The organism is Pseudomonas sp. CH61 (assembly GCF_059429415.1).
In genome coordinates this window covers 2,227,545-2,245,302 of record NZ_CM182098.1, presented here as the reverse complement: position 1 = coordinate 2,245,302, position 17,758 = coordinate 2,227,545, and the positions used below count along the sequence as shown (strand labels likewise).

The following is a 17,758-nucleotide window of genomic DNA, read 5'->3' as shown; positions in this document are numbered from 1 at the left end:
CCCAGCGGTTAGTCGCACAACACCCCGCCTTCATTAACCGGCAGCAAGTGAATCAGCCCGCGTAAATTCAGCTGTTCACCCCTGCCGTTTTCACTAGCCCATCAAACCGGCGCCTTCCAACTCAACATCTGCTGCTGCGCCACCTGCAGCAAATCATTGCCATCCTGCGTCAGCAGGTACAGCGCATGGGTGATGTGTGGAATGTCCTGCACGTCGGCGTGCTTGAAGCACAGGCAATGCAGGGTTTCGAGCAGGTCAGCGGCGGCGCGGATGCGCTGGACGGCGGCTTCGAGGATGTCTTTCGGGTTGGCTTGGGTGTCGATGAGCAGTGTCGGGGTTTCGGTGACGTTGCTGCTGAGGGGGAGATAGCGGTTTTGTAGCAGTTTGATTATCGGCATAGGTGATTACTCAATTGGGGCGAAAGTAACCGCCAGCACTGTGACCAAACAGTGGGAGGCGGACTGTGTGCAGGCTTGGTCAACCGAGAACAACCCCAACTCAGCTCGCCCGAAGGCGTCCTGCACACAGCCGCCACAGCTATGCACCGCACGGACACAGATGTCCGCAGCGCAAATGATGGCACATCTGCAATAAGGGAAGTTATCAGGTGACCAAACCCGAACCGCTGATTTTGCAGCGGCAACCGACAATAACCGCCCCGCTCCAGCCGCCGAAAGCAGACAAGGCACCAGCCTTTGTAGGAATTCGCCAAACCTTCCTGAGAAAACCGCCGCACTCCCTGACAGCCGGCGTTCAGCTCGGTTAACCATCCCTTAACGCCGTGGTCAAAAACTCTACTGAACCGCACGCCCTCAGCCATTCTGGCTGTTGCCCAGTGCGGCAGGTTCGGGTCCATCACGCCGAACGCTAGAACCGTCACTCGGGAGTCCTTTCATGAACATTCGTCCTTTATTACTCACTGCCGCCCTCGCCTGCACCGCGTTCGCCGGGCTGGCCCAGGCCAATGACACTTCCGCCACGTCCAAAGCCGTTCCGTATGAGTACGGCATGCCGCTGCATGTGGCCAAAGTGGTGTCGTTGACCGAGCCGCCAACGCAACTGTGCAAGGTGGTCACGGCCGATATGAAGTACATCGACAATGCCGGTAAGCCCGAGGAGATCAGCTACCGGAAATTATCTGACGCGTGCAACTTCCAGAACTGACAGAAACGTCTGATTTGCGGGTTTGCGGTAGGCGTGGGGAGTTTCGGCGGTTATGCTCGGAGCCCTCCTCACTGCCGCAAGGATTCGCCATGCAGTTGTCGTTTCGCTCGTTGTCGGGCTTCACGTGTTCGTTGTGTTTTTTGCTGGCGTTGGCCTGGGGCGTTTTCCCGGAGAGGCTGCTGGCGATCTGGAGCATCGAGTATTCCGACGCTGCCGGATTTGTCGCGCGGCGCAGTGCGGTGCTGTTTGCGGCGTTGGGGGTGATGTTTTATCTGGTGCGCAATGCACCGCCGTCGCTGGGGCGCAATGCGCTGAGCAACGGGTTTATCGTCGGTTGTTTTGGTTTGGCGGTGCTGGGTTTTGCGGAATGGCTGAACGGTCATGCCGGCCCCGGGATTTTGCTCGCGGTGCTGGTCGAGTTCGCGCTGGGCCTTGGTTTTGTGCAGGCCCGGCGCGTGACGGTCGAACTGGGTGAAACGGTGCGTTAGACGACTCTGGAGCGTGGGCTGTAGTGATGTTGCACAGTTTGCTGGTTCAGATCCGATCGCAGCCCGGCGATCAGTTCGTTGATTTCACGACAGCCATTGAGATGGCTGGCGTCGATGCCACTGACCAGCAGATCGACCTGATCGGTCTGGTGATCGCCGAAAACCTTGACGGTCATCGACAAGTCCGGCGACAGCGTGCACTGGCAGCGTTTCGGCAGAAAACTGCTTTCAATGATATTGCGTAGTTCCAAGGCAGACAGAAACATGGCGAAACCCTCTCCTTACTGTGAGATGCCAATCAAGTATTCACGCTGACCGTTGCTGCCCCTGCACGGGTGTGTCCCCGCTGTTTCCCTGGTGCGACAAGCGGTGGTACTGCGAAATGCCCATTGGAGTGTAGGCGCCCAAGGCCGGTGCGCCGCACTGAAAAGACGCATAAAGCGTGCCTTTCATCGGTTCATTTTCACCCTCATGAAATCAAGCACTTGGCGGCGGTGCCAGTATTTGGCTACTTGCAAATTGCAAGAATGGCCTCGGCGGGTACTGCAATTTGCAACTCGACGCTGGTTTGCAATCACGGCCCATGACGGTAAGAATGCCCATTATCCACCCTACACCCGCACGGAGGCTTCCATGGGTTCTTTCCGCGTTTACGCGACCACCGGGCTGTTCATCGCCAGCCTGTCCACCCTCGCCCACGCCGCCAAGCTTGAAGACGTCGCGCCGTACCCGAAGGCTGAAGCCGGGTTCACCCGCCAGGTCATTCACTTGCCCAAGCAAGAGCAGGAAGAAAACTTCCAGGTGGAAATCCTCGCCGGCAAAACCCTTGAAGTGGACTGCAACCGTCAGCGTTTGGGCGGTGTTCTCGATGAGAAGAATCTTGAAGGTTGGGGTTATCCGTTCTATCGACTGGAAAAGGTCATTGGGCCGATGAGCACGATGATGGCCTGCCCGCCCGGCAGCCAGAAGAAACGCGCGTTCGTGCCGGTCGTCGGTGACGGCTTCATGCTGCGGTACAACAGCAAGTTGCCGGTCGTGGTGTACGCGCCGTCGGACGTCGAAGTGCGCTATCGCATCTGGTCGGCGTCAGACAAAGTCGGGACAGCCCTGCAGGAATAACCTGAATAACAAGGAGTGCGTTGCTTGATTACCTGCCACGTCCGATATGTCATTGATCCGTACCAATTGCCTGAGTTCGAGGCCTACGCGAAGGCCTGGCTCGGCATCGTCGAGCGCTTGGGCGGCACCCATCATGGCTACTTCCTGCCGTCCGAAGGCGCGAATAATATCGCTTATTGCCTGTTCAGTTTTCCGTCGCTGGCGGATTACGAAAGCTATCGGCACATCGCGCTGACCGATCCGGAAAGCACCGCACTGGTTGCCAGCCTGGTCGAGAAGAAGTTCATCGTCAGCTACGAGCGCAGCTTCCTGCGCCCATTGCTGCCGTAAGCTTCATCACGCCGAGACGCTGCAGACTGCGGCGCGCTCGGCAACATGGCGCAGGCTGTCGAAGTTGATATTCGCGCCCGAGTCGATCGCCACGAATGTCTGCTCGCGCACCCCGGTTCGCGCTACGTATTGCTTGATCCCTGCAACGGCCAGAGCGCCGGAAGGCTCGGTGATCGAGCGGGTATCGTCGTAAATGTTCTTGATCGCCGCGCAGAGGTCGTCGTTGCTGACGGTGATTACCTCGTCGACGCAAAAGCGGCAAACCTCAAACCCGAACGCGCCGATCTGCGCTACCGCCACGCCATCGGCGAAGGTGCCGACATTGGGCAGCACGACACGCTGATCGGCTTCCAGCGAAGCCTTCAGGCACGCGGAGTGTTCTGATTCGACGCCGATGATGCGTACTTCCGGGCGCAGGTATTTGACGTAGGCTGCGATGCCGGCGATCAGACCGCCACCACCTACCGGGATAAAAATCGCATCCAGTGTGCCTTGATGCTGGCGGAGGATTTCCATCGCCACAGTGCCCTGCCCGGCGATCACTTCCGGGTCATCGAACGGAGACACGAAGGTGCATCCGGTCTGTTCCGCCAGTTGCAGCGCATGGGCCAGCGCGAACGGGAAACTCTCGCCGTGCAGCAACGCTTCAGCACCGCGACTGCGCACACCCAGCACTTTCAGTTCCGGCGTCGTCGCCGGCATGACGATGGTCGCCGCGATCCCCAGTTCGCGCGCTGCCAGCGCCACGCCTTGCGCGTGATTGCCGGCCGATGCGGTGATTACCCCACGCGCCTTTTGCTCGTCACTGAGTTGCACCAGTTTGTTGTAGGCGCCGCGGATCTTGAAGGAGAAAGTCGGTTGCAGGTCTTCGCGCTTGAGCAGAATCCGGTTGCCCAGCGCCTCCGACAGTGCAGGCGCCGCTTGCAACGGCGTGCGCACCGCGAGGTCGTACACCGGCGCGGCGAGGATCTTTTTCACGTAGTGCTCAAGCAGGCTTTGCTGATCGTATGTGTAACTCATGAACATCTCCTTGGCAGAATTCACACGGTCCCTGTAGGAGCTGCCGGAGGCTGCGATCTTTTGACTTTGGTTTTTCTAAATCAAAAACAAGATCAAAAGATCGCAGCCTTCGGCAGCTCCTACATGAGCCACATTTCAAAAACCCCGGAGACAGAAAGTAAAAACCCGCCTCTAGGGCGGGTTGGGTGCTGCAGTCGTGAGCTAGCCCGCCAAATGAGGAATGGCGGTAATAATCATTGGCTGGCAGCGCGATACAGTCGAAGTCATGGGCTGGAAATTAGCCTGCACGCTACTGGCAAGTCAATGGCCAATTTTGCGCGGCGGCGTTAGTCTGGCGACTCTCTCATCACACCACGGAAGGAATGCATGATGGCTATCGCCCTGCCCCTCACGGCTTTGCTCGCGTTTAGCGGTTACACCGTTTCGGTAATGCTGCAGGCTGAACAGTCATTGATCGACTTCGGCATCAGCCTGATGTCGCGGCCCGATACTGCGCAGGTGGTGATTGATCTGTATCTGCTGGCGACACTCGCCGGGATCTGGATGGTCAAGGATGCCCGGTCGCGTGGGCAGTCGGTTTGGTCGGTAGTGCCTTACTTGTCGCTGACGGCGGTTTTTGTCTCGGTTGGGCCGTTGTTGTATCTGGTGGTGCGTGGGGTTCGCGAGCGACGCAAGGCGGTGGAAAAGTGCAGCCAGATACTATGAACACCTGAAAACCCTGTAGGAGTGAGCCTGCTCGCGATAGCGAAGTGTCAGCCAAAAATGAGGTGACTGACACTCCGCTATCGCGAGCAGGCTCACTCCTACACTGGAATGTCGTGGCATTCAGCCTTTTTTTACAGCGACGAGCGCCGCCGTTTCATACGGCACCGTCACCACATCCCTGCCGCGTAACTCAGGCTCGGCGGCAATCAACGCACCAATCTGCTCATCAACCTTCGCCCGCTGCGCATCCGGCAGCGCGGCGATGAAACTGGTGGAGCGCACGCGGTTGAAGATCACGTCTTCCGGCGAGCCGGTATGGCCATGGTGAAACCGTTCGACTTGCAAAGGCGCGAACGCCGGGTGCGGAAACGCTTCGCGCCAGGCACCTGTGTAGTAGCGCGGCGTGTCACCTTCCAGTGCGTTGACGATGGCGTCCAGTTTCGGCACCCAACTGACCTGGGTGTCGCGCAGATTCCAGATCAACCCCAACTGGCCACCGGGCTTGAGTACCCGGGCGATTTCCGTCAGCGCTTCGCTGCTGGCGAACCAGTGAAACGCTTGTGCGCAGATCACCACATCGACTGAAGCGTCCGGCAACGGCAGGTCAGTCGCGGTGCCGCTCACGGCTAGCACGTCAGGCCAGGCGTCCGAGAGTTTTTCCAGCATTTGCGCCACCGGTTCAACGGCGATCACTTGCGCACCGGTCGCCACCAGACGTCCGGTGAACTTGCCGGTACCGGCGCCCAGATCGATCACGGTCTTGTGCCCATCCAGACCCAGTGTCGCGGTCAACCACTCACTGACCTGCGGCGGATAGTCCGGCCGTCCTTTGACGTAGGTGTCGGCGGCGGTTTTGTAGCCGGCAGCGGCTGAGTGATGGACGTGGTCGGTCATGGCAACGCTCCTTACGGCAAAACATCGGATCGACGGCAGACGCTGACGAGCATAGCGCTTGAATTTACGCTGAACTTGAACAGTCACTGATAAAGCAATGAATAAAAATTCACCCTGTGGTGTTCAAAGTGAAACATAAGCCCCTGTGGAGCCTTGCCCATGACTATCCGTTCCGTTATGTTCGCCGCCCCGTTGCTGCTGGTCGCCGCGATGTCCAGCCAGTTGGCCTTGGCCAATGGTGATGAAGACGCGCCGGTGCAGAAACCCGAATGCCCGAAAGGCCAGGTCTGGGACAGCAAAACGCAGAAGTGCGTGCTGCAAACCAGCAGCCTGCTGCCGGACGCTGACCGTACCGATTACGCCTATCGCCTTGCCAAGGTCGGTCGTTACGAAGAAGCCCTGGCACTGCTCGATACGCTCAAGCAACCGAACACCGCCAAGGCCCTCAACTATCGCGGTTACGCCACGCGCAAACTGGGGCGCACGGATGAAGGCATCGGTTATTACCTGCAATCGGTGCAGCTCGATCCGCAGTACGCGCAAGTGCGCGAATACCTCGGTGAGGCCTATGTAATCAAAGGCCGCGTCGACCTGGCGCAGGAGCAGTTGCAGCAGATCAGATCGATTTGCGGCACCTCGTGCGAGGAATATCAGGACCTGGCTGAGGCCATCAACGACTCATCGAAAACCTGAGCACTTATAAGGGCCGCCATCATCTTCAACGATCAGGCATTCAGAGCAGAACTCGGACAGCATCTGGCGCGACTGTGGCGCTACGGTCTGCTGCTGTCGCGCAACCGGCACGTGGCCGAGGATCTGGTACAGGCCACGTGTGTACGAGCGCTGGAGCGCGCCAATCAGTACATCGCCGGTACGCGCATGGATCGCTGGTTGCTGAGCATTCTGCATTCGATCTGGCTCAATGAAGTGCGCGCTCGTCGCGTGCGTCAGGGGACGGGACAGGTCGATGCCGATGGTCAACTGGCGTTCGATGGTGAATACGCGGCGCAGACGCACGTGATGGCGGCGCAAGTGATTCGCCGCGTCGATGCGCTGCCTGAAATCCAGCGGGAAACGGTCTACCTCGCCTACGTCGAAGGTTTGTCCTACCGCGAAGTCGCGGAGATCCTGCAAGTGCCGATCGGCACTGTGATGAGCCGTCTGGCCACCGCCCGCCTGAAACTCGCCGAATACCCGCCGTTGCAGGCTGTGCCGAAATCCACCGAAGGAGACCGCTCATGAACACACCTTCGGATGAACAACTGGTCGCCTACCTCGACGGCGAACTGGACGGCGACTATCGCAACCAACTGGACAATGCCATTGCCGAAGACCCGCTGCTCAGCCTGCGCGTGCAATGGCTGAGCCGCAGTAATCTGCCGTACAAGAACGCCTATGACGAGCTGGCGCAACAGGCGCCGCTGGATCGACTGCAAGCGCGGCTGAATGCCATTCCTTCGCCAGAAAAGCCTGGGCTGAGTCGCCGCTGGTTTATCGGTGGCGCGGCCGCAGCGCTGTTGGCCGGAGGCGTGTTGGCCGACCGGTTATTCCTCGGCTGGCACGCCGCGCAATCGAACAACTGGCGCGCATTGGTGGGAGATTACATGGCGCTGTATGTGCCGCAAACGCTTGATCACCTGCCCACCGACGAAGCCTCCCAACGCGCGCAACTGCGCACGGTTGATGCGCGTCTGGGCCTGAATCTCTCACCCGCCACGTTGAAACTGCCGGGTGCCGAATTCAAACGCGCACAAGTGCTTGAATACGACGGTGTGCCGATCGCACAGATCATGTACCTCGATGCCAGGCATGGGCCTCTGGCGTTATGCGTCACGCGCTCGAACCAGGGTAGCCGAGCGCTTGAGCATGAACGTCGACACGAGATGAACGTAGTGTTCTGGACAGAGCATGAACATGCCTGGATGTTGATCGGACACGTTCCGGCGGCTGCACTTGAGCAGAGCGCAACGCTGTTGAAATCACGATCCATCGGCTAGTGCCTTGACCGTAAGTTCAAGTTGGCGGAACTGGCCTGACGGCACTAGGCATCCACTTTAAAGGAGTCAATGGAAAACCAGTCAGGTTTCGGACTATGGAACTCAAGTCGTGCGATCCCCGGTGCATCAAAGGCAACATTGACCGGTGTGCCGTAGGACGAACCTAACGCCTGACGCCCCAAGAGCTCCCCGTTGCTGGTGTAGTAAGCCACGGTGCTGTCCTCATAGTTAACGCTTAAATGAAAAAAACTGATTCGCGAGCAGGCATTCTTCAGTTTTATTTCCACTACCTGCGCGGCCTCGCCAAAGGCGTCGCGGCCGATGCTCAGTACCTGACCATCGATTCGACCGGGAAAGGATTGACCGATGTCGGAACGAGGCATGATCGCGCATTCGCCGTCACCGGATTTGAACGTGATCTGCATAGTGGGCGTTTCCATGATTGCGCCTTGTCGTGCCGTCTGATTCGGCACGCCGGTGAAATCTTCCATTAACGTCGCGGGAGAATTCAGCACGGTGAATGTCGGCGAATTGAACACCACTGCAGTGGTTTCGTCATTGAGCCCGTCATAGGCAACTTTCAACTCCATGCGCACGGACGTACCCGGTTTGAGTTTCCGGAGTTCGCTGCGCGGCAACGCATTATCCAGCCCGCTGTCTTTTTCCGGCGCTGTCACTGGAGCAGCTTCGGCGAGGACAATCGTGTAACTGTCACCGTTGATATCTGTGCCGTGCAAACGAAACCAACGCAATTGCCCCTCCGCCATCAATGGCCACACCGCACATTGCGCCTGCGCACCACCGGTAAAATCAGCCAGATCAAGTATCCCGTTGCTGGCCTGAGGGATATCGGGTGTGGGCAGCCGACGATCCCGATCCTCGATCCGCTTGATCACCACGTCACGGTGCGCGGAGGGTTGAGGGGCCGCACCTCGCAGCAACTCCCATGACAGCTGGATTGTCTTGCCATGACTGGCCGCCAGCACTGAAGACTCGATCAGAAAGTTGGCCCGGTGGTTCTTGTTGAAGGCGCTTGGAACAAAGACTGGCGATCCCGGCCCGGTTATGCCCTGGACCAACAGCCGCGCTTTGTCCCCCGGTTGATCCTCCAGGTATTCGACTCGGGCTGTCACACCGTTGGGCAAATCCAGAGGATCGATCAGGTAACCGGAGCCCACCAGTGCAGGTGGTAAAAGGGTCGCAGCGGGCTCGCCGGTGATACTGGTTTTCAGGACATAGGAGCGGTCGAGTTCGACCCCCAGGCTGACGCGCTGATACGAAAACACTGCATGTCCCTTCGCGGCGGCAGCAAACGCAGCGTAAGGCACAGGGATCGAGTAGGAAAACGGTGCATTCTTCACTTTTTCGGTCAGCGTCAAATGTTCCAGTAACGCTCCGTCCTTAGCATAGAAGCGCCCCGTCAAACGGATTTCATCGTCTCTGAGCCAACTGCGCGATACATAGATTTGTGCAATTGCCGGTTCGCCAGCCAGTTTTTCCAGTTCGACGCTGCTGGCGTCATCGTCAGGATCATCGGGGTCCTCGCTGAGGATCGGTGGGTCATACCAGGTGCCATTCAGGTTGACGTACAGATACTGGCTGGCCGAGTTCGGACTGTTGACATCCGGACTGTTACCCACACGATCAAATACCGTGTAACGCACTTCAAAGTGCGCACTGTCCCCGGCCGCGCGAAAGGTCGCCTCATCGATGGTCATCTGGATGGGCCGCTGCTGATCCGCCGCTTCCTCACTGACCACATGACTGAAGGTTTTACCATTGCAATACACCACGATGGTGTCGAACGCTCTCATTATCGGGTAGGTAACGCTGATGCTTACGCCTGTACGCGCACGCTCGGCGTCTACACCTTCGTCCAGCGCATCCGGAGCCACATCAAACACCAGTTCGGAATGGCCTTCCTCCTCAGGAAAACGGTCCACGTTACCCGGACGCTTGTCGTGATAAATAACTGTCAACGGCGCCGAAGCTTCGAGCTCCACGCCATCTCGCTCTATCCCGTAATCAAGAACATTCAGCGGACTCTTCCATTTGTCCGCAGCCACATAGACGATTACCCGTTGAGTCGCCTCGCCGGTGGCGATGGGTTTCTCCGCAACCCGTTCTCCGTTCAAACGCACGGCATAGACGTCATTGTCCTGCGCGGTAGTGGCGGGTTCGATGAACACCTTCACCCCTTCCGGGTACAGATAAGTCAGTGCCAGAGGCAGCGCTGCATCTGCATTTTCTGGCCCGGGGACCGGCTGACTCATGCCGGCAATTCGCGGTTTTTCAAGGGTCTTGACGTCCATAGTGATCATCCTTTGGGAACAGGGTCCGATACGATCGGAAGCAGGGGTTCTTGTCCTGCGCATGAAACACCCATCGCCCGCAGTTGCCTACTGTCAGATCTGACAGGTGAACCCTGTAAAACCTGTAAAAACGCTACCATTGGTCGGAGTGATCGCAAAAGGCGAACGAAAGCCGGCGCCATTCGCAGCAATCGTAGAGCGGCTTATCCCACGCCTGAATTCGTTGAGCAGTCGTTTTGTGCCAAGAGAAACGTTACTTCCACGCCGAAGAAAGTCATATTCCAGGAGTACTCCCCCGATGGCGATTTCGTCTCGCACTGCCTTACTGGTGATCGACGTTCAAAACGACTTCACCCCCGGCGGCCAATTAGCGGTACCGGAAGGTGACCTGATCGTGCCGCTGATCAACCGGCTCGCCCGCCAGTTCACCCAAGTCGTCGTTGCCCAGGATTGGCACCCCACCGGCCATGCCTCATTCGCCTCCAGTCATCCCGGTCACCAGCCCTACGATGTCATTCAACTGCCTTACGGCGAGCAGACACTCTGGCCCGACCATTGTGTGCAATCGACAACGGGGGCCGAGTTTCACCGGGAACTCGACTTGCCTCATGCCCAGTTGATCATTCGCAAGGGCTGCAATCCTGATATAGACAGCTACTCGGCCTTTCTGGAAGCCGATCGCCAAACCACCACGGGGCTGGCCGGCTACCTGAAAGAGCGCGGGATCGATACGGTCTACATGGTGGGGCTGGCACTGGATTTCTGCGTGATGTATTCAGCACTGGATGCACGGGCGGCGGGATTCAATGCTTATGTGGTGCTGGATGCGTGCCGGGCGATCGATCTGAACGGATCACTGACGGCAGCGATTGAGCGTATGCAAAGTGCCGGGGTCGGGTTGATTCAATCCATAGAGCTGGTCTGAACAACGCAATCCCCATGTGGGAGCGAGCCTGCTCGCGAAGGCGTCGGGTCAGTCAACGCATATTTGGCTGACATACCGCCTTCGCGAGCAGGCTCGCTCCCACAGGTATCTTTTCAGGGGCATGAAGTTCAGGCGTTAGTGGGCAACCACAGCCGAAACCGCGCACCGCCCAACGGCGAAGACTCAACCGTCAACGTGCCACCCTGCGCTTCCAGTGCCCGGCGACTGATCGCCAGGCCCAGACCGAAACCACCGGTGGCCCGATCCCGGCTGCGATCCAGCCGATAGAACGGCTCGAAAATCCGCTCACGTTCGTCATCGGGAATGCCAATGCCGTCATCATCGACCCAGATCTCGCAGCCCTCGGCATTGACCTGCACGCCAATCTGAATGCGCTTCTCGCAATAGCGCATGGCATTGCGCAACAGGTTCTGGATCGCCCGCGCGGTCAGGCGTGGATCGAGGGAAAAGCGTTCGAGCTGACCGTGCAACAACACGTCGATGACGATCTCCGGCGATTCCAGTTCTTCATCGACGCTGCCCAAAATGCTGTCGATGAACTCGTCCAGCGACACCTCGACCTGCTCCGGCAGTTGCGCCGGATTCTGCAAACGGCTGTAAGAGAGCAGCTCCAGCACCAACTCATCCAGCTCGCGAATGTGCGCGACCAGTCCCAGCAAGCGCTCGCGGCTGGCACTCGGCAAGTCATCGGACAGCGCCAAAGCCAGGCCGAAATCCAGACGCGTCAGCGGCGTACGCAGTTCGTGGGACACGGCGTTGAGCAAATCGCGTTGTTGGTTGAGCAGGTTTTCGATGTCGCCGGCCATGGTGTCGAAGACATTGGCGAGGCTGCCGATGTTGGAGCTTGGGGCGATTTCCGTGCGCTCGCTCAAATGGCCCTTGCCGAAGCGTTCGGCGGTGCCTTTGAGCCGTTCCAGATCACGCCAGTGCGGGCGCAGCCACATCAGCAGGCAAGCGAGCAGCGTGGCGCCGACCAATACGTTGATGCTCCAGTACAACAGATTGACGTCCATCGGGTCCGGCGGCACGACCATTTGCACCGCCGAGATGTCGTCCAGCGGCGTCACCGCCAACGTGCGCCAGCCCCAATCGCCGATACGCACAACGTTTTCACCACGCCGCAGGCGTTCCTGCTCAATGGCGGTGAACTCGGCATCGTCGATCCGCGCCAGGACGATGTGTAGCGGCTGGAAATCCTTGTCCATCGACGCCGCCAGCGCCGGCCACTGCTCCTGCGGCACCGCATGGAACTGGCGGGTGATCAGCGATTGCAGACCGCGTGAATAATCGAGGTTGTAGGTGACGAAACGCTCGCGGAACGCCATGACCACCAGATCCGGCACCAGATAGATCGCCGCACTGTAAGAGACGATCGTCACCAGATACAGGCGAAACAGGATGCGAAACATCAGCTCAGCATTCCCATTCGGAACGGCTGAACAAGTAGCCCTTGCCCCACACGGTCTTGATCTTGCGCGCCTCGCCGGCGTGGTCGTCGAACTTGCGGCGCAGCTTGGAGATTGCCACGTCCACCGAGCGGTCGGTGCCGTTGAATTCGATACCGCGCAGACGCTGCAGGATCTGGTCGCGGCTCAACACTTCGCCGGCGTGGCGGGCCAGCACCACCAGCAAGTTGTATTCGCCGCTGGACAGCTCGACCGGTTGATCGCGCCAGGTCACGGTGCGTTCAGACAGATCGATACACAGATTACCCATGAGGATGCGGTCATTGGCGGTCAGCGGTTCGCCGAGGCTGCTGCGGCGCAACAGCGTGCGCACCCGCGCCAGCAACACCCGTGGCTCGCACGGTTTGGTGACGTAATCGTCAGCGCCCATTTCCAGGCCCAGCACTTGATCGTGGCTGTCATCGCGGGCGGTGAGCATCAGGATTGGCAGCGTCGCCGAATCGGCGCGCAATAAGCGGCAGACTTGCAGGCCATCGAGGCCGGGCAGCATCAGGTCGAGGATCACCAGATCCGGCGGATTGACCCGCGCCCGTTCACGCACATGGTCGCCACGGCCGATCACGCTGACGGAATAACCGTTGCGCTCCAGGTAGCTGGAAATCAGTTCGGCGAGGGCGGTGTCGTCTTCGACCAGGAGGATGTTGGGCATGGGGTGATCCAGAAAGTGCTGTGGCGACGGATAAGGCACATTCGCGAGCAGGCTCGCTCCCACACTTGGAATGCGATCCCATGTGGGAGCGAGCCTGCTCGCGAAAGCTATCTATCTGTCGCAATAAATTTCAAGACCTGAAGGATATACGCCCCCGCCCGTCCCTGAGTAAAACCCTTACACAATTTCACACAGCGCCTACAAAGCTTCACCGCTAATCTCGGCGTCTGCCCGTAGGATGCGGACATCAATATTGGGGGTTGTACATGTCGAAAAAACTGCTGGCCGGGCTCGGCCTGATCGCGATGGCGCTGACGCTGAGCGCCTGTGATTCGTCCTCGAAGGCAGAGGATCAGACGCCACCGGCCACGGTGCGCATCGAGACGATCGAAGCGCACCCCCTGACGATCAGCAGCGAACTCAGCGGCCGCATCGCCGCGCCACGCATCGCCGAAGTACGCGCACGGGTGGCCGGCGTGGTCTTGCAGCGCACCTTCCGTGAAGGCAGCGACGTGAAAAAGGGCGACGTGTTGTTCCGCATCGACCCGGCGCCGTTCAAGGCTGACCTCGACAGCGCCGAAGCCGCGCTGCGCAAGGCCGAGGCCAATGCCTTCCAGGCAAAACTACAAGAGCAGCGCTATGCCCAGTTGATCGATGACCAGGCCATTAGCGGCCAAGACTACGACAACGCCCGCGCCAATGCCCGGCAAACCGCCGCTGACGTTGCGGCCAACAAGGCTGCTGTCGAACGCGCAAAACTGAACCTCGGTTACGCCACCGTCACCGCGCCGATTTCCGGCCGTGTCGGTCGTGCACTGGTCACCGAAGGCGCACTGGTCGGGCAGAACGAAACTACGCCGCTGGCACTGATTCAGCAGCTCAACCCGATCCACGCCGACCTCACCCAGTCGACCCGTGAACTCAATGAATTGCGCCGCGCGTTCCGCTCCGGGCAGTTGCAGGAAGTCGGCCAGGATCAGGTCAAAGCCACGCTGATTCAGGATGACGGCAGCCTGTATCCGCTGCCGGGCAAATTGCTCTTCAGCGACATCACTGTCGACCCGGGCACTGGCCAGATCATCCTGCGCAGCGAATTCCCCAACCCGGATCTCGACTTGCTGCCGGGCAGTTTCATTCGCGTGCGTCTGGAGCAGGCCACCATCCAGAACGGCATCACCGTGCCGCAACGCGCCGTACAGCGTGACAGCGCCGGCATTGCTCAGGTGCTGACCGTCGACGAGCAAATGCGTGTCGCCGAGCAACCGGTGCAATTGGGCGCGGTGCAGAACAATCGCTGGATCGTCACCGGCGGCCTCAAGCCCGGCGACCGTATCGTCATCGAAGGCCTGCAACACGCCCGTCCCGGCGAAACCGTGCAGATCGACGACACCCCTCTTCCACTTGCCCAGACCTCTGGTCAGTAAGCAGGACGCTTTTCTATGCCGCAGTTCTTTATCGACCGCCCGGTGTTTGCCTGGGTCGTCGCGCTGTTCATCCTGTTGGCCGGTGCGCTGGCCATCCCGCAGTTGCCGGTGGCGCAATACCCCGATGTCGCCCCGCCGCAGATCGAAATCTACGCTGTGTACCCGGGCGCCTCGGCGCAGACCGTCGATGAAAGCGTGGTCAGCCTGATCGAGGAAGAGCTCAACGGCGCCGATCACCTGCTGTACTTCGAATCGCAAAGCAGCCTCGGCAGCGCGACGATCAAAGCCACGTTCCAGCCGGGCACCAACCCGGAACTGGCGCAGGTCGACGTGCAAAACCGCCTCAAGGTGGTCGAGTCGCGCTTGCCGCAAGCGGTCAATCAGCAAGGTTTGCAGGTCGAAAAAGTTTCGTCCGGTTTCCTGTTGCTGATCACCCTGACGTCCAGTGACGGCAAGCTCGATGACGTGGCGCTCAGTGATTATCTGGCGCGTAACGTGATGAACGAGATCAAGCGTCTGGATGGCGTCGGCAAGGCGCAGTTGTATGGCGCCGAGCGGGCCATGCGCATCTGGATCGATCCGCAGAAGCTGATCGCGTTCAACCTGACACCGGCTGACGTCAATGAAGCCATTGTGGCGCAGAACGCCCAGGTGTCCGCCGGCAGCATCGGCGACCTGCCCAATCCGTCCAACCAGGAAATCACCGCGACCATTCTGGTGAAGGGTCAGTTGTCGACGCCGCAAGAGTTCGCAGACATCGTGCTCAAGGCCAATCGCGACGGCTCCACCGTGCGCATCGGTGATGTCGCACGCGTGGAAATCGGCAGTCAGGAATACCAGTTCGGCACGCGTCTCAACGGCAAGCCGTCCACTGCGGTCGGCGTTCAACTGTCGCCGGGGGCCAACGCGCTGAACACCGCGACGCTGGTGCGGGCGAAGATGGATGAGCTGGCGCGCTACTTCCCGGCAGGCGTGGAATACAAGATCCCGTACGACACTTCGCCGTTCGTCAAAGTCTCGATCACCAAAGTCGTGTACACCTTGGGCGAAGCGATGCTGCTGGTGTTCGCGGTGATGTTCCTGTTCCTGCAGAACGTGCGCTACACGCTGATCCCGACACTGGTGGTGCCGGTGGCATTGATGGGCACCTTCGCGACCATGCTCGCGCTGGGTTTCTCGATCAACGTGCTGACCATGTTCGGCATGGTGCTGGCCATCGGTATTCTGGTGGACGACGCCATCGTGGTGGTGGAGAACGTCGAACGGATCATGGCCACCGAGGGCCTGTCGCCCAAGGAAGCCACGCGCAAAGCGATGACGCAGATCACCGGCGCGATCATCGGCATCACGCTGGTGCTGGTCGCGGTATTTATTCCGATGGCGTTCATGCAAGGTTCGGTCGGGGTGATTTACCAGCAGTTCTCGCTGTCGATGGCGACGTCGATTCTGTTCTCGGCGTTCCTTGCCCTGACCCTGACGCCGGCATTGTGCGCGACGCTGCTCAAGCCGATCGCCAAGGGTGAGCATCATGAAAAGTCCGGGTTCTTCGGCTGGTTCAACCGCCGCTTCGAGCGCCTCACCGATCGTTATCAAGGCTGGGTCGGCTATGCGTTGAAACGCAGTGGCCGTTATCTGCTGATCTACGTCGTGCTGCTGGTCGGGTTGGGGCTGTGCTTCGCGCGCCTGCCCTCCTCGTTCTTGCCGGTGGAAGATCAGGGTTACACCATCACTGACATTCAACTGCCGCCCGGTGCGACCAAGAATCGTACCGTGGCAGTGGCTGAACAGCTTGAGGCGCATAACGCCGGCGAGCCGGGGATCAGCGACAGTGTGGTGATTCTCGGTTTCAGCTTCTCCGGCAGCGGCCAGAACGCAGCGTTGGCGTTTTCAACGTTGAAGGACTGGTCGCAACGTGGCAGTGATGATTCCGCCAGCTCGATTGCCGATCGCGCCAACATCGCGCTGAGCGAGATCAAGGACGCCATGGCGTTCTCGGTGTTGCCTCCGCCCGTGGATGGCCTCGGCACGTCCAGCGGTTTCGAATTCCGCTTGCAGGATCGCGGCGGCCTTGGCCATGCGACCTTGATGCAAGCACGCAGCGAACTGCTCGCGGCAGCCGAGAAAAGTCCGGTGTTGATGAACGTGCGTGAAAGCGCGTTGGCCGAAGCGCCGCAAGTGCAATTGATCGTCGACCGTAAACAGGCCAACGCCTTGGGCGTTTCGTTTGCCGACATCGGCAATGTGCTGTCCACCGCCGTCGGTTCCAGCTACATCAACGATTTCCCCAATCAGGGGCGCATGCAGCGCGTTGTCGTGCAGGCCGAAGGTGATCAACGCAGCCAGGTCGCCGATCTGCTGAAAATGCACGTACGCAACAACGCCGGGCACATGGTGCCACTGTCAGCGTTCGTGCAGGCCAACTGGATTCAGGGCCCGGCGCAATTGACCCGTTACAACGGCTATCCGGCGATTGCGATATCCGGCGAACCGTCACCGGGGCACAGTACCGGTGAGGCCATGGCGGAAATCGAACGTCTGGTGGCGCAGGGGCCGAAAGGCCTGGGTCAGGAATGGACAGGGCTGTCGTTGCAGGAACGCTTGTCTGGCAACCAAGCGCCGATCCTGCTCGGTTTGTCGCTGCTGGTGGTGTTCCTGTGTCTGGCGGCACTGTACGAAAGCTGGTCGATTCCGACCTCGGTGTTGTTGGTGGTGCCACTGGGTGTGCTCGGCGCAGTGCTGGCCGTGACGTTGCGCGGGATGCCCAACGATGTGTTCTTCAAGGTCGGCCTGATCACCATCATCGGGCTGTCGGCGAAGAACGCGATCCTGATCATCGAGTTCGCCAAGAGCCTGTATGACGAAGGTCACGACCTGATCGATGCGACGTTGCAGGCAGCACGCCTGCGTCTGCGGCCGATTGTAATGACCTCGCTGGCATTCATTCTTGGCGTGGTGCCGTTGGCCATTGCCACTGGCGCCAGCTCGGCGAGTCAGCAGGCGATCGGCACCGGGGTGATTGGCGGGATGATTACAGCGACGCTGGCGGTGATTTTCGTACCTGTCTTCTTCGTGGTCGTCATCAAACTCGTACAACGATTTACCAAACACCACTGACCCAAACTGTGGGAGCGAGCCTGCTCGCGAAAGCGTCGGTACATTCAACGTTGATGTTGACTGACCGGAAGCATTCGCGAGCAGGCTCGCTCCCACAGGGATTCTGCAAACATCCAGCGCTGTGGTCACA

General features: G+C 59.4%; 17 protein-coding genes and 1 pseudogene. 11 read left to right on the top strand and 7 right to left on the bottom strand.

Features of this window, described 5'->3' with window-relative positions; genetic code table 11:
* Positions 1 to 101: 101 nt before the first annotated feature.
* Positions 102 to 398: a hypothetical protein gene (locus AC5SEM_RS10105; RefSeq protein WP_007912147.1), complete on the bottom strand. Its 297-nt coding sequence runs from the start codon at positions 396 to 398 to the stop codon at positions 102 to 104.
* Between the two features lie 496 nt (positions 399 to 894).
* Here AC5SEM_RS10105 and AC5SEM_RS10100 point away from each other — a divergent pair, with 496 nt between their 5' ends.
* Both AC5SEM_RS10100 and AC5SEM_RS10095 read left to right on the top strand, forming a co-directional pair.
* Entirely contained in the window at positions 895 to 1,164 is a 270-nt protein-coding gene (locus AC5SEM_RS10100; RefSeq protein WP_016985200.1) for a DUF2790 domain-containing protein, read from the top strand.
* An 89-nt stretch (positions 1,165 to 1,253) separates the two neighbouring features.
* The gene (locus tag AC5SEM_RS10095; RefSeq protein ID WP_095126326.1) at positions 1,254 to 1,652 is read left to right on the top strand and encodes a hypothetical protein; all 399 of its coding nucleotides are present in this window, start codon (positions 1,254 to 1,256) and stop codon (positions 1,650 to 1,652) included.
* Here AC5SEM_RS10095 and AC5SEM_RS10090 read toward each other — a convergent pair.
* Complete coding sequence (locus AC5SEM_RS10090) at positions 1,649 to 1,918, bottom strand: DUF1652 domain-containing protein (RefSeq protein WP_007912157.1); 270 nt, start codon at positions 1,916 to 1,918, stop codon at positions 1,649 to 1,651. The genes AC5SEM_RS10095 and AC5SEM_RS10090 overlap by 4 nt on opposite strands.
* 367 nt (positions 1,919 to 2,285) lie before the next feature.
* Between AC5SEM_RS10090 and eco the strand changes: the two genes are divergently transcribed.
* Together eco and AC5SEM_RS10080 are read left to right on the top strand one after the other, a co-directional pair.
* Positions 2,286 to 2,771 (top strand): serine protease inhibitor ecotin, encoded by a 486-nt coding sequence (gene eco, locus AC5SEM_RS10085; RefSeq protein ID WP_150730142.1) that lies wholly within the window; start codon positions 2,286 to 2,288, stop codon positions 2,769 to 2,771.
* A gap of 24 nt (positions 2,772 to 2,795) precedes the next feature.
* Positions 2,796 to 3,101 (top strand): NIPSNAP family protein, encoded by a 306-nt coding sequence (locus tag AC5SEM_RS10080; protein ID WP_102901851.1) that lies wholly within the window; start codon positions 2,796 to 2,798, stop codon positions 3,099 to 3,101.
* A gap of 30 nt (positions 3,102 to 3,131) precedes the next feature.
* Here the strand turns inward: AC5SEM_RS10080 and ilvA are convergent.
* Positions 3,132 to 4,127: pseudogene (gene ilvA, locus AC5SEM_RS10075) on the bottom strand (threonine ammonia-lyase, biosynthetic); the annotation flags it as partial.
* A gap of 360 nt (positions 4,128 to 4,487) precedes the next feature.
* On the opposite strand from ilvA, the gene AC5SEM_RS10070 reads away from it, so the two are divergent.
* A complete protein-coding gene (locus AC5SEM_RS10070; protein WP_495472840.1) occupies positions 4,488 to 4,826 on the top strand; it encodes a DUF2834 domain-containing protein in 339 nt (112 codons plus the stop codon).
* A 120-nt stretch (positions 4,827 to 4,946) separates the two neighbouring features.
* On the opposite strand, the gene AC5SEM_RS10065 is transcribed toward AC5SEM_RS10070, so the two are convergent.
* Positions 4,947 to 5,720 carry a class I SAM-dependent methyltransferase gene (locus tag AC5SEM_RS10065; RefSeq protein WP_495472839.1) on the bottom strand — a complete coding sequence of 258 codons (774 nt, stop codon included), beginning with the start codon at positions 5,718 to 5,720 and terminating at the stop codon, positions 4,947 to 4,949.
* Between the two features lie 159 nt (positions 5,721 to 5,879).
* Between AC5SEM_RS10065 and AC5SEM_RS10060 the strand changes: the two genes are divergently transcribed.
* The 3 genes from AC5SEM_RS10060 (at position 5,880) to AC5SEM_RS10050 (ending at position 7,717) form a co-directional block, all read left to right on the top strand.
* Positions 5,880 to 6,413 carry a tetratricopeptide repeat protein gene (locus AC5SEM_RS10060; RefSeq protein WP_495472838.1) on the top strand — a complete coding sequence of 178 codons (534 nt, stop codon included), beginning with the start codon at positions 5,880 to 5,882 and terminating at the stop codon, positions 6,411 to 6,413.
* A gap of 63 nt (positions 6,414 to 6,476) precedes the next feature.
* Positions 6,477 to 6,962, top strand: coding sequence for an RNA polymerase sigma factor (locus AC5SEM_RS10055; protein WP_457465753.1), 486 nt, complete (start codon positions 6,477 to 6,479; stop codon positions 6,960 to 6,962).
* Positions 6,959 to 7,717 carry an anti-sigma factor family protein gene (locus AC5SEM_RS10050; protein WP_495472837.1) on the top strand — a complete coding sequence of 253 codons (759 nt, stop codon included), beginning with the start codon at positions 6,959 to 6,961 and terminating at the stop codon, positions 7,715 to 7,717. The genes AC5SEM_RS10055 and AC5SEM_RS10050 overlap by 4 nt, the downstream gene beginning before the upstream one ends.
* Positions 7,718 to 7,761: 44 nt before the next feature.
* Here the strand turns inward: AC5SEM_RS10050 and AC5SEM_RS10045 are convergent, their stop codons facing one another.
* Positions 7,762 to 10,029, bottom strand: coding sequence for a hypothetical protein (locus AC5SEM_RS10045; RefSeq protein ID WP_495472836.1), 2,268 nt, complete (start codon positions 10,027 to 10,029; stop codon positions 7,762 to 7,764).
* Positions 10,030 to 10,327: 298 nt separating this feature from the next.
* Here AC5SEM_RS10045 and pncA point away from each other — a divergent pair, with 298 nt between their 5' ends.
* The gene (gene pncA, locus AC5SEM_RS10040) at positions 10,328 to 10,954 is read left to right on the top strand and encodes a bifunctional nicotinamidase/pyrazinamidase (RefSeq protein ID WP_495472835.1); all 627 of its coding nucleotides are present in this window, start codon (positions 10,328 to 10,330) and stop codon (positions 10,952 to 10,954) included.
* A 128-nt stretch (positions 10,955 to 11,082) separates the two neighbouring features.
* On the opposite strand, the gene AC5SEM_RS10035 is transcribed toward pncA, so the two are convergent.
* Both AC5SEM_RS10035 and AC5SEM_RS10030 read right to left on the bottom strand, forming a co-directional pair.
* Positions 11,083 to 12,384 carry an ATP-binding protein gene (locus tag AC5SEM_RS10035; RefSeq protein WP_495472834.1) on the bottom strand — a complete coding sequence of 434 codons (1,302 nt, stop codon included), beginning with the start codon at positions 12,382 to 12,384 and terminating at the stop codon, positions 11,083 to 11,085.
* A gap of 4 nt (positions 12,385 to 12,388) precedes the next feature.
* Positions 12,389 to 13,090: a response regulator gene (locus tag AC5SEM_RS10030; RefSeq protein WP_007912171.1), complete on the bottom strand. Its 702-nt coding sequence runs from the start codon at positions 13,088 to 13,090 to the stop codon at positions 12,389 to 12,391.
* Between the two features lie 266 nt (positions 13,091 to 13,356).
* On the opposite strand from AC5SEM_RS10030, the gene AC5SEM_RS10025 reads away from it, so the two are divergent.
* Positions 13,357 to 14,514, top strand: coding sequence for an efflux RND transporter periplasmic adaptor subunit (locus AC5SEM_RS10025; protein ID WP_495472833.1), 1,158 nt, complete (start codon positions 13,357 to 13,359; stop codon positions 14,512 to 14,514).
* Between the two features lie 15 nt (positions 14,515 to 14,529).
* Complete coding sequence (locus AC5SEM_RS10020) at positions 14,530 to 17,628, top strand: multidrug efflux RND transporter permease subunit (protein WP_495472832.1); 3,099 nt, start codon at positions 14,530 to 14,532, stop codon at positions 17,626 to 17,628.
* Positions 17,629 to 17,758 lie beyond the last annotated feature (130 nt).

Excerpts from the sequence above, each read along its gene's own strand:
- AC5SEM_RS10090 (WP_007912157.1), bottom strand. The coding sequence starts at position 1,918 with ATGTTTCTGTCTGCCTTGGAACTACGCAATATCATTGAAAGCAGTTTT.
- AC5SEM_RS10095 (WP_095126326.1), top strand. The coding sequence starts at position 1,254 with ATGCAGTTGTCGTTTCGCTCGTTGTCGGGCTTCACGTGTTCGTTGTGT.
- AC5SEM_RS10065 (WP_495472839.1), bottom strand. The coding sequence starts at position 5,720 with ATGACCGACCACGTCCATCACTCAGCCGCTGCCGGCTACAAAACCGCC.
- AC5SEM_RS10045 (WP_495472836.1), bottom strand. The coding sequence starts at position 10,029 with ATGGACGTCAAGACCCTTGAAAAACCGCGAATTGCCGGCATGAGTCAG.
- AC5SEM_RS10070 (WP_495472840.1), top strand. The coding sequence starts at position 4,488 with ATGATGGCTATCGCCCTGCCCCTCACGGCTTTGCTCGCGTTTAGCGGT.
- AC5SEM_RS10105 (WP_007912147.1), bottom strand. The coding sequence starts at position 398 with ATGCCGATAATCAAACTGCTACAAAACCGCTATCTCCCCCTCAGCAGC.
- AC5SEM_RS10050 (WP_495472837.1), top strand. The coding sequence starts at position 6,959 with ATGAACACACCTTCGGATGAACAACTGGTCGCCTACCTCGACGGCGAA.
- AC5SEM_RS10025 (WP_495472833.1), top strand. The coding sequence starts at position 13,357 with ATGTCGAAAAAACTGCTGGCCGGGCTCGGCCTGATCGCGATGGCGCTG.
- AC5SEM_RS10020 (WP_495472832.1), top strand. The coding sequence starts at position 14,530 with ATGCCGCAGTTCTTTATCGACCGCCCGGTGTTTGCCTGGGTCGTCGCG.
- pncA (WP_495472835.1), top strand. The coding sequence starts at position 10,328 with ATGGCGATTTCGTCTCGCACTGCCTTACTGGTGATCGACGTTCAAAAC.
- AC5SEM_RS10030 (WP_007912171.1), bottom strand. The coding sequence starts at position 13,090 with ATGCCCAACATCCTCCTGGTCGAAGACGACACCGCCCTCGCCGAACTG.
- eco (WP_150730142.1), top strand. The coding sequence starts at position 2,286 with ATGGGTTCTTTCCGCGTTTACGCGACCACCGGGCTGTTCATCGCCAGC.
- AC5SEM_RS10100 (WP_016985200.1), top strand. The coding sequence starts at position 895 with ATGAACATTCGTCCTTTATTACTCACTGCCGCCCTCGCCTGCACCGCG.
- AC5SEM_RS10060 (WP_495472838.1), top strand. The coding sequence starts at position 5,880 with ATGACTATCCGTTCCGTTATGTTCGCCGCCCCGTTGCTGCTGGTCGCC.
- AC5SEM_RS10035 (WP_495472834.1), bottom strand. The coding sequence starts at position 12,384 with ATGTTTCGCATCCTGTTTCGCCTGTATCTGGTGACGATCGTCTCTTAC.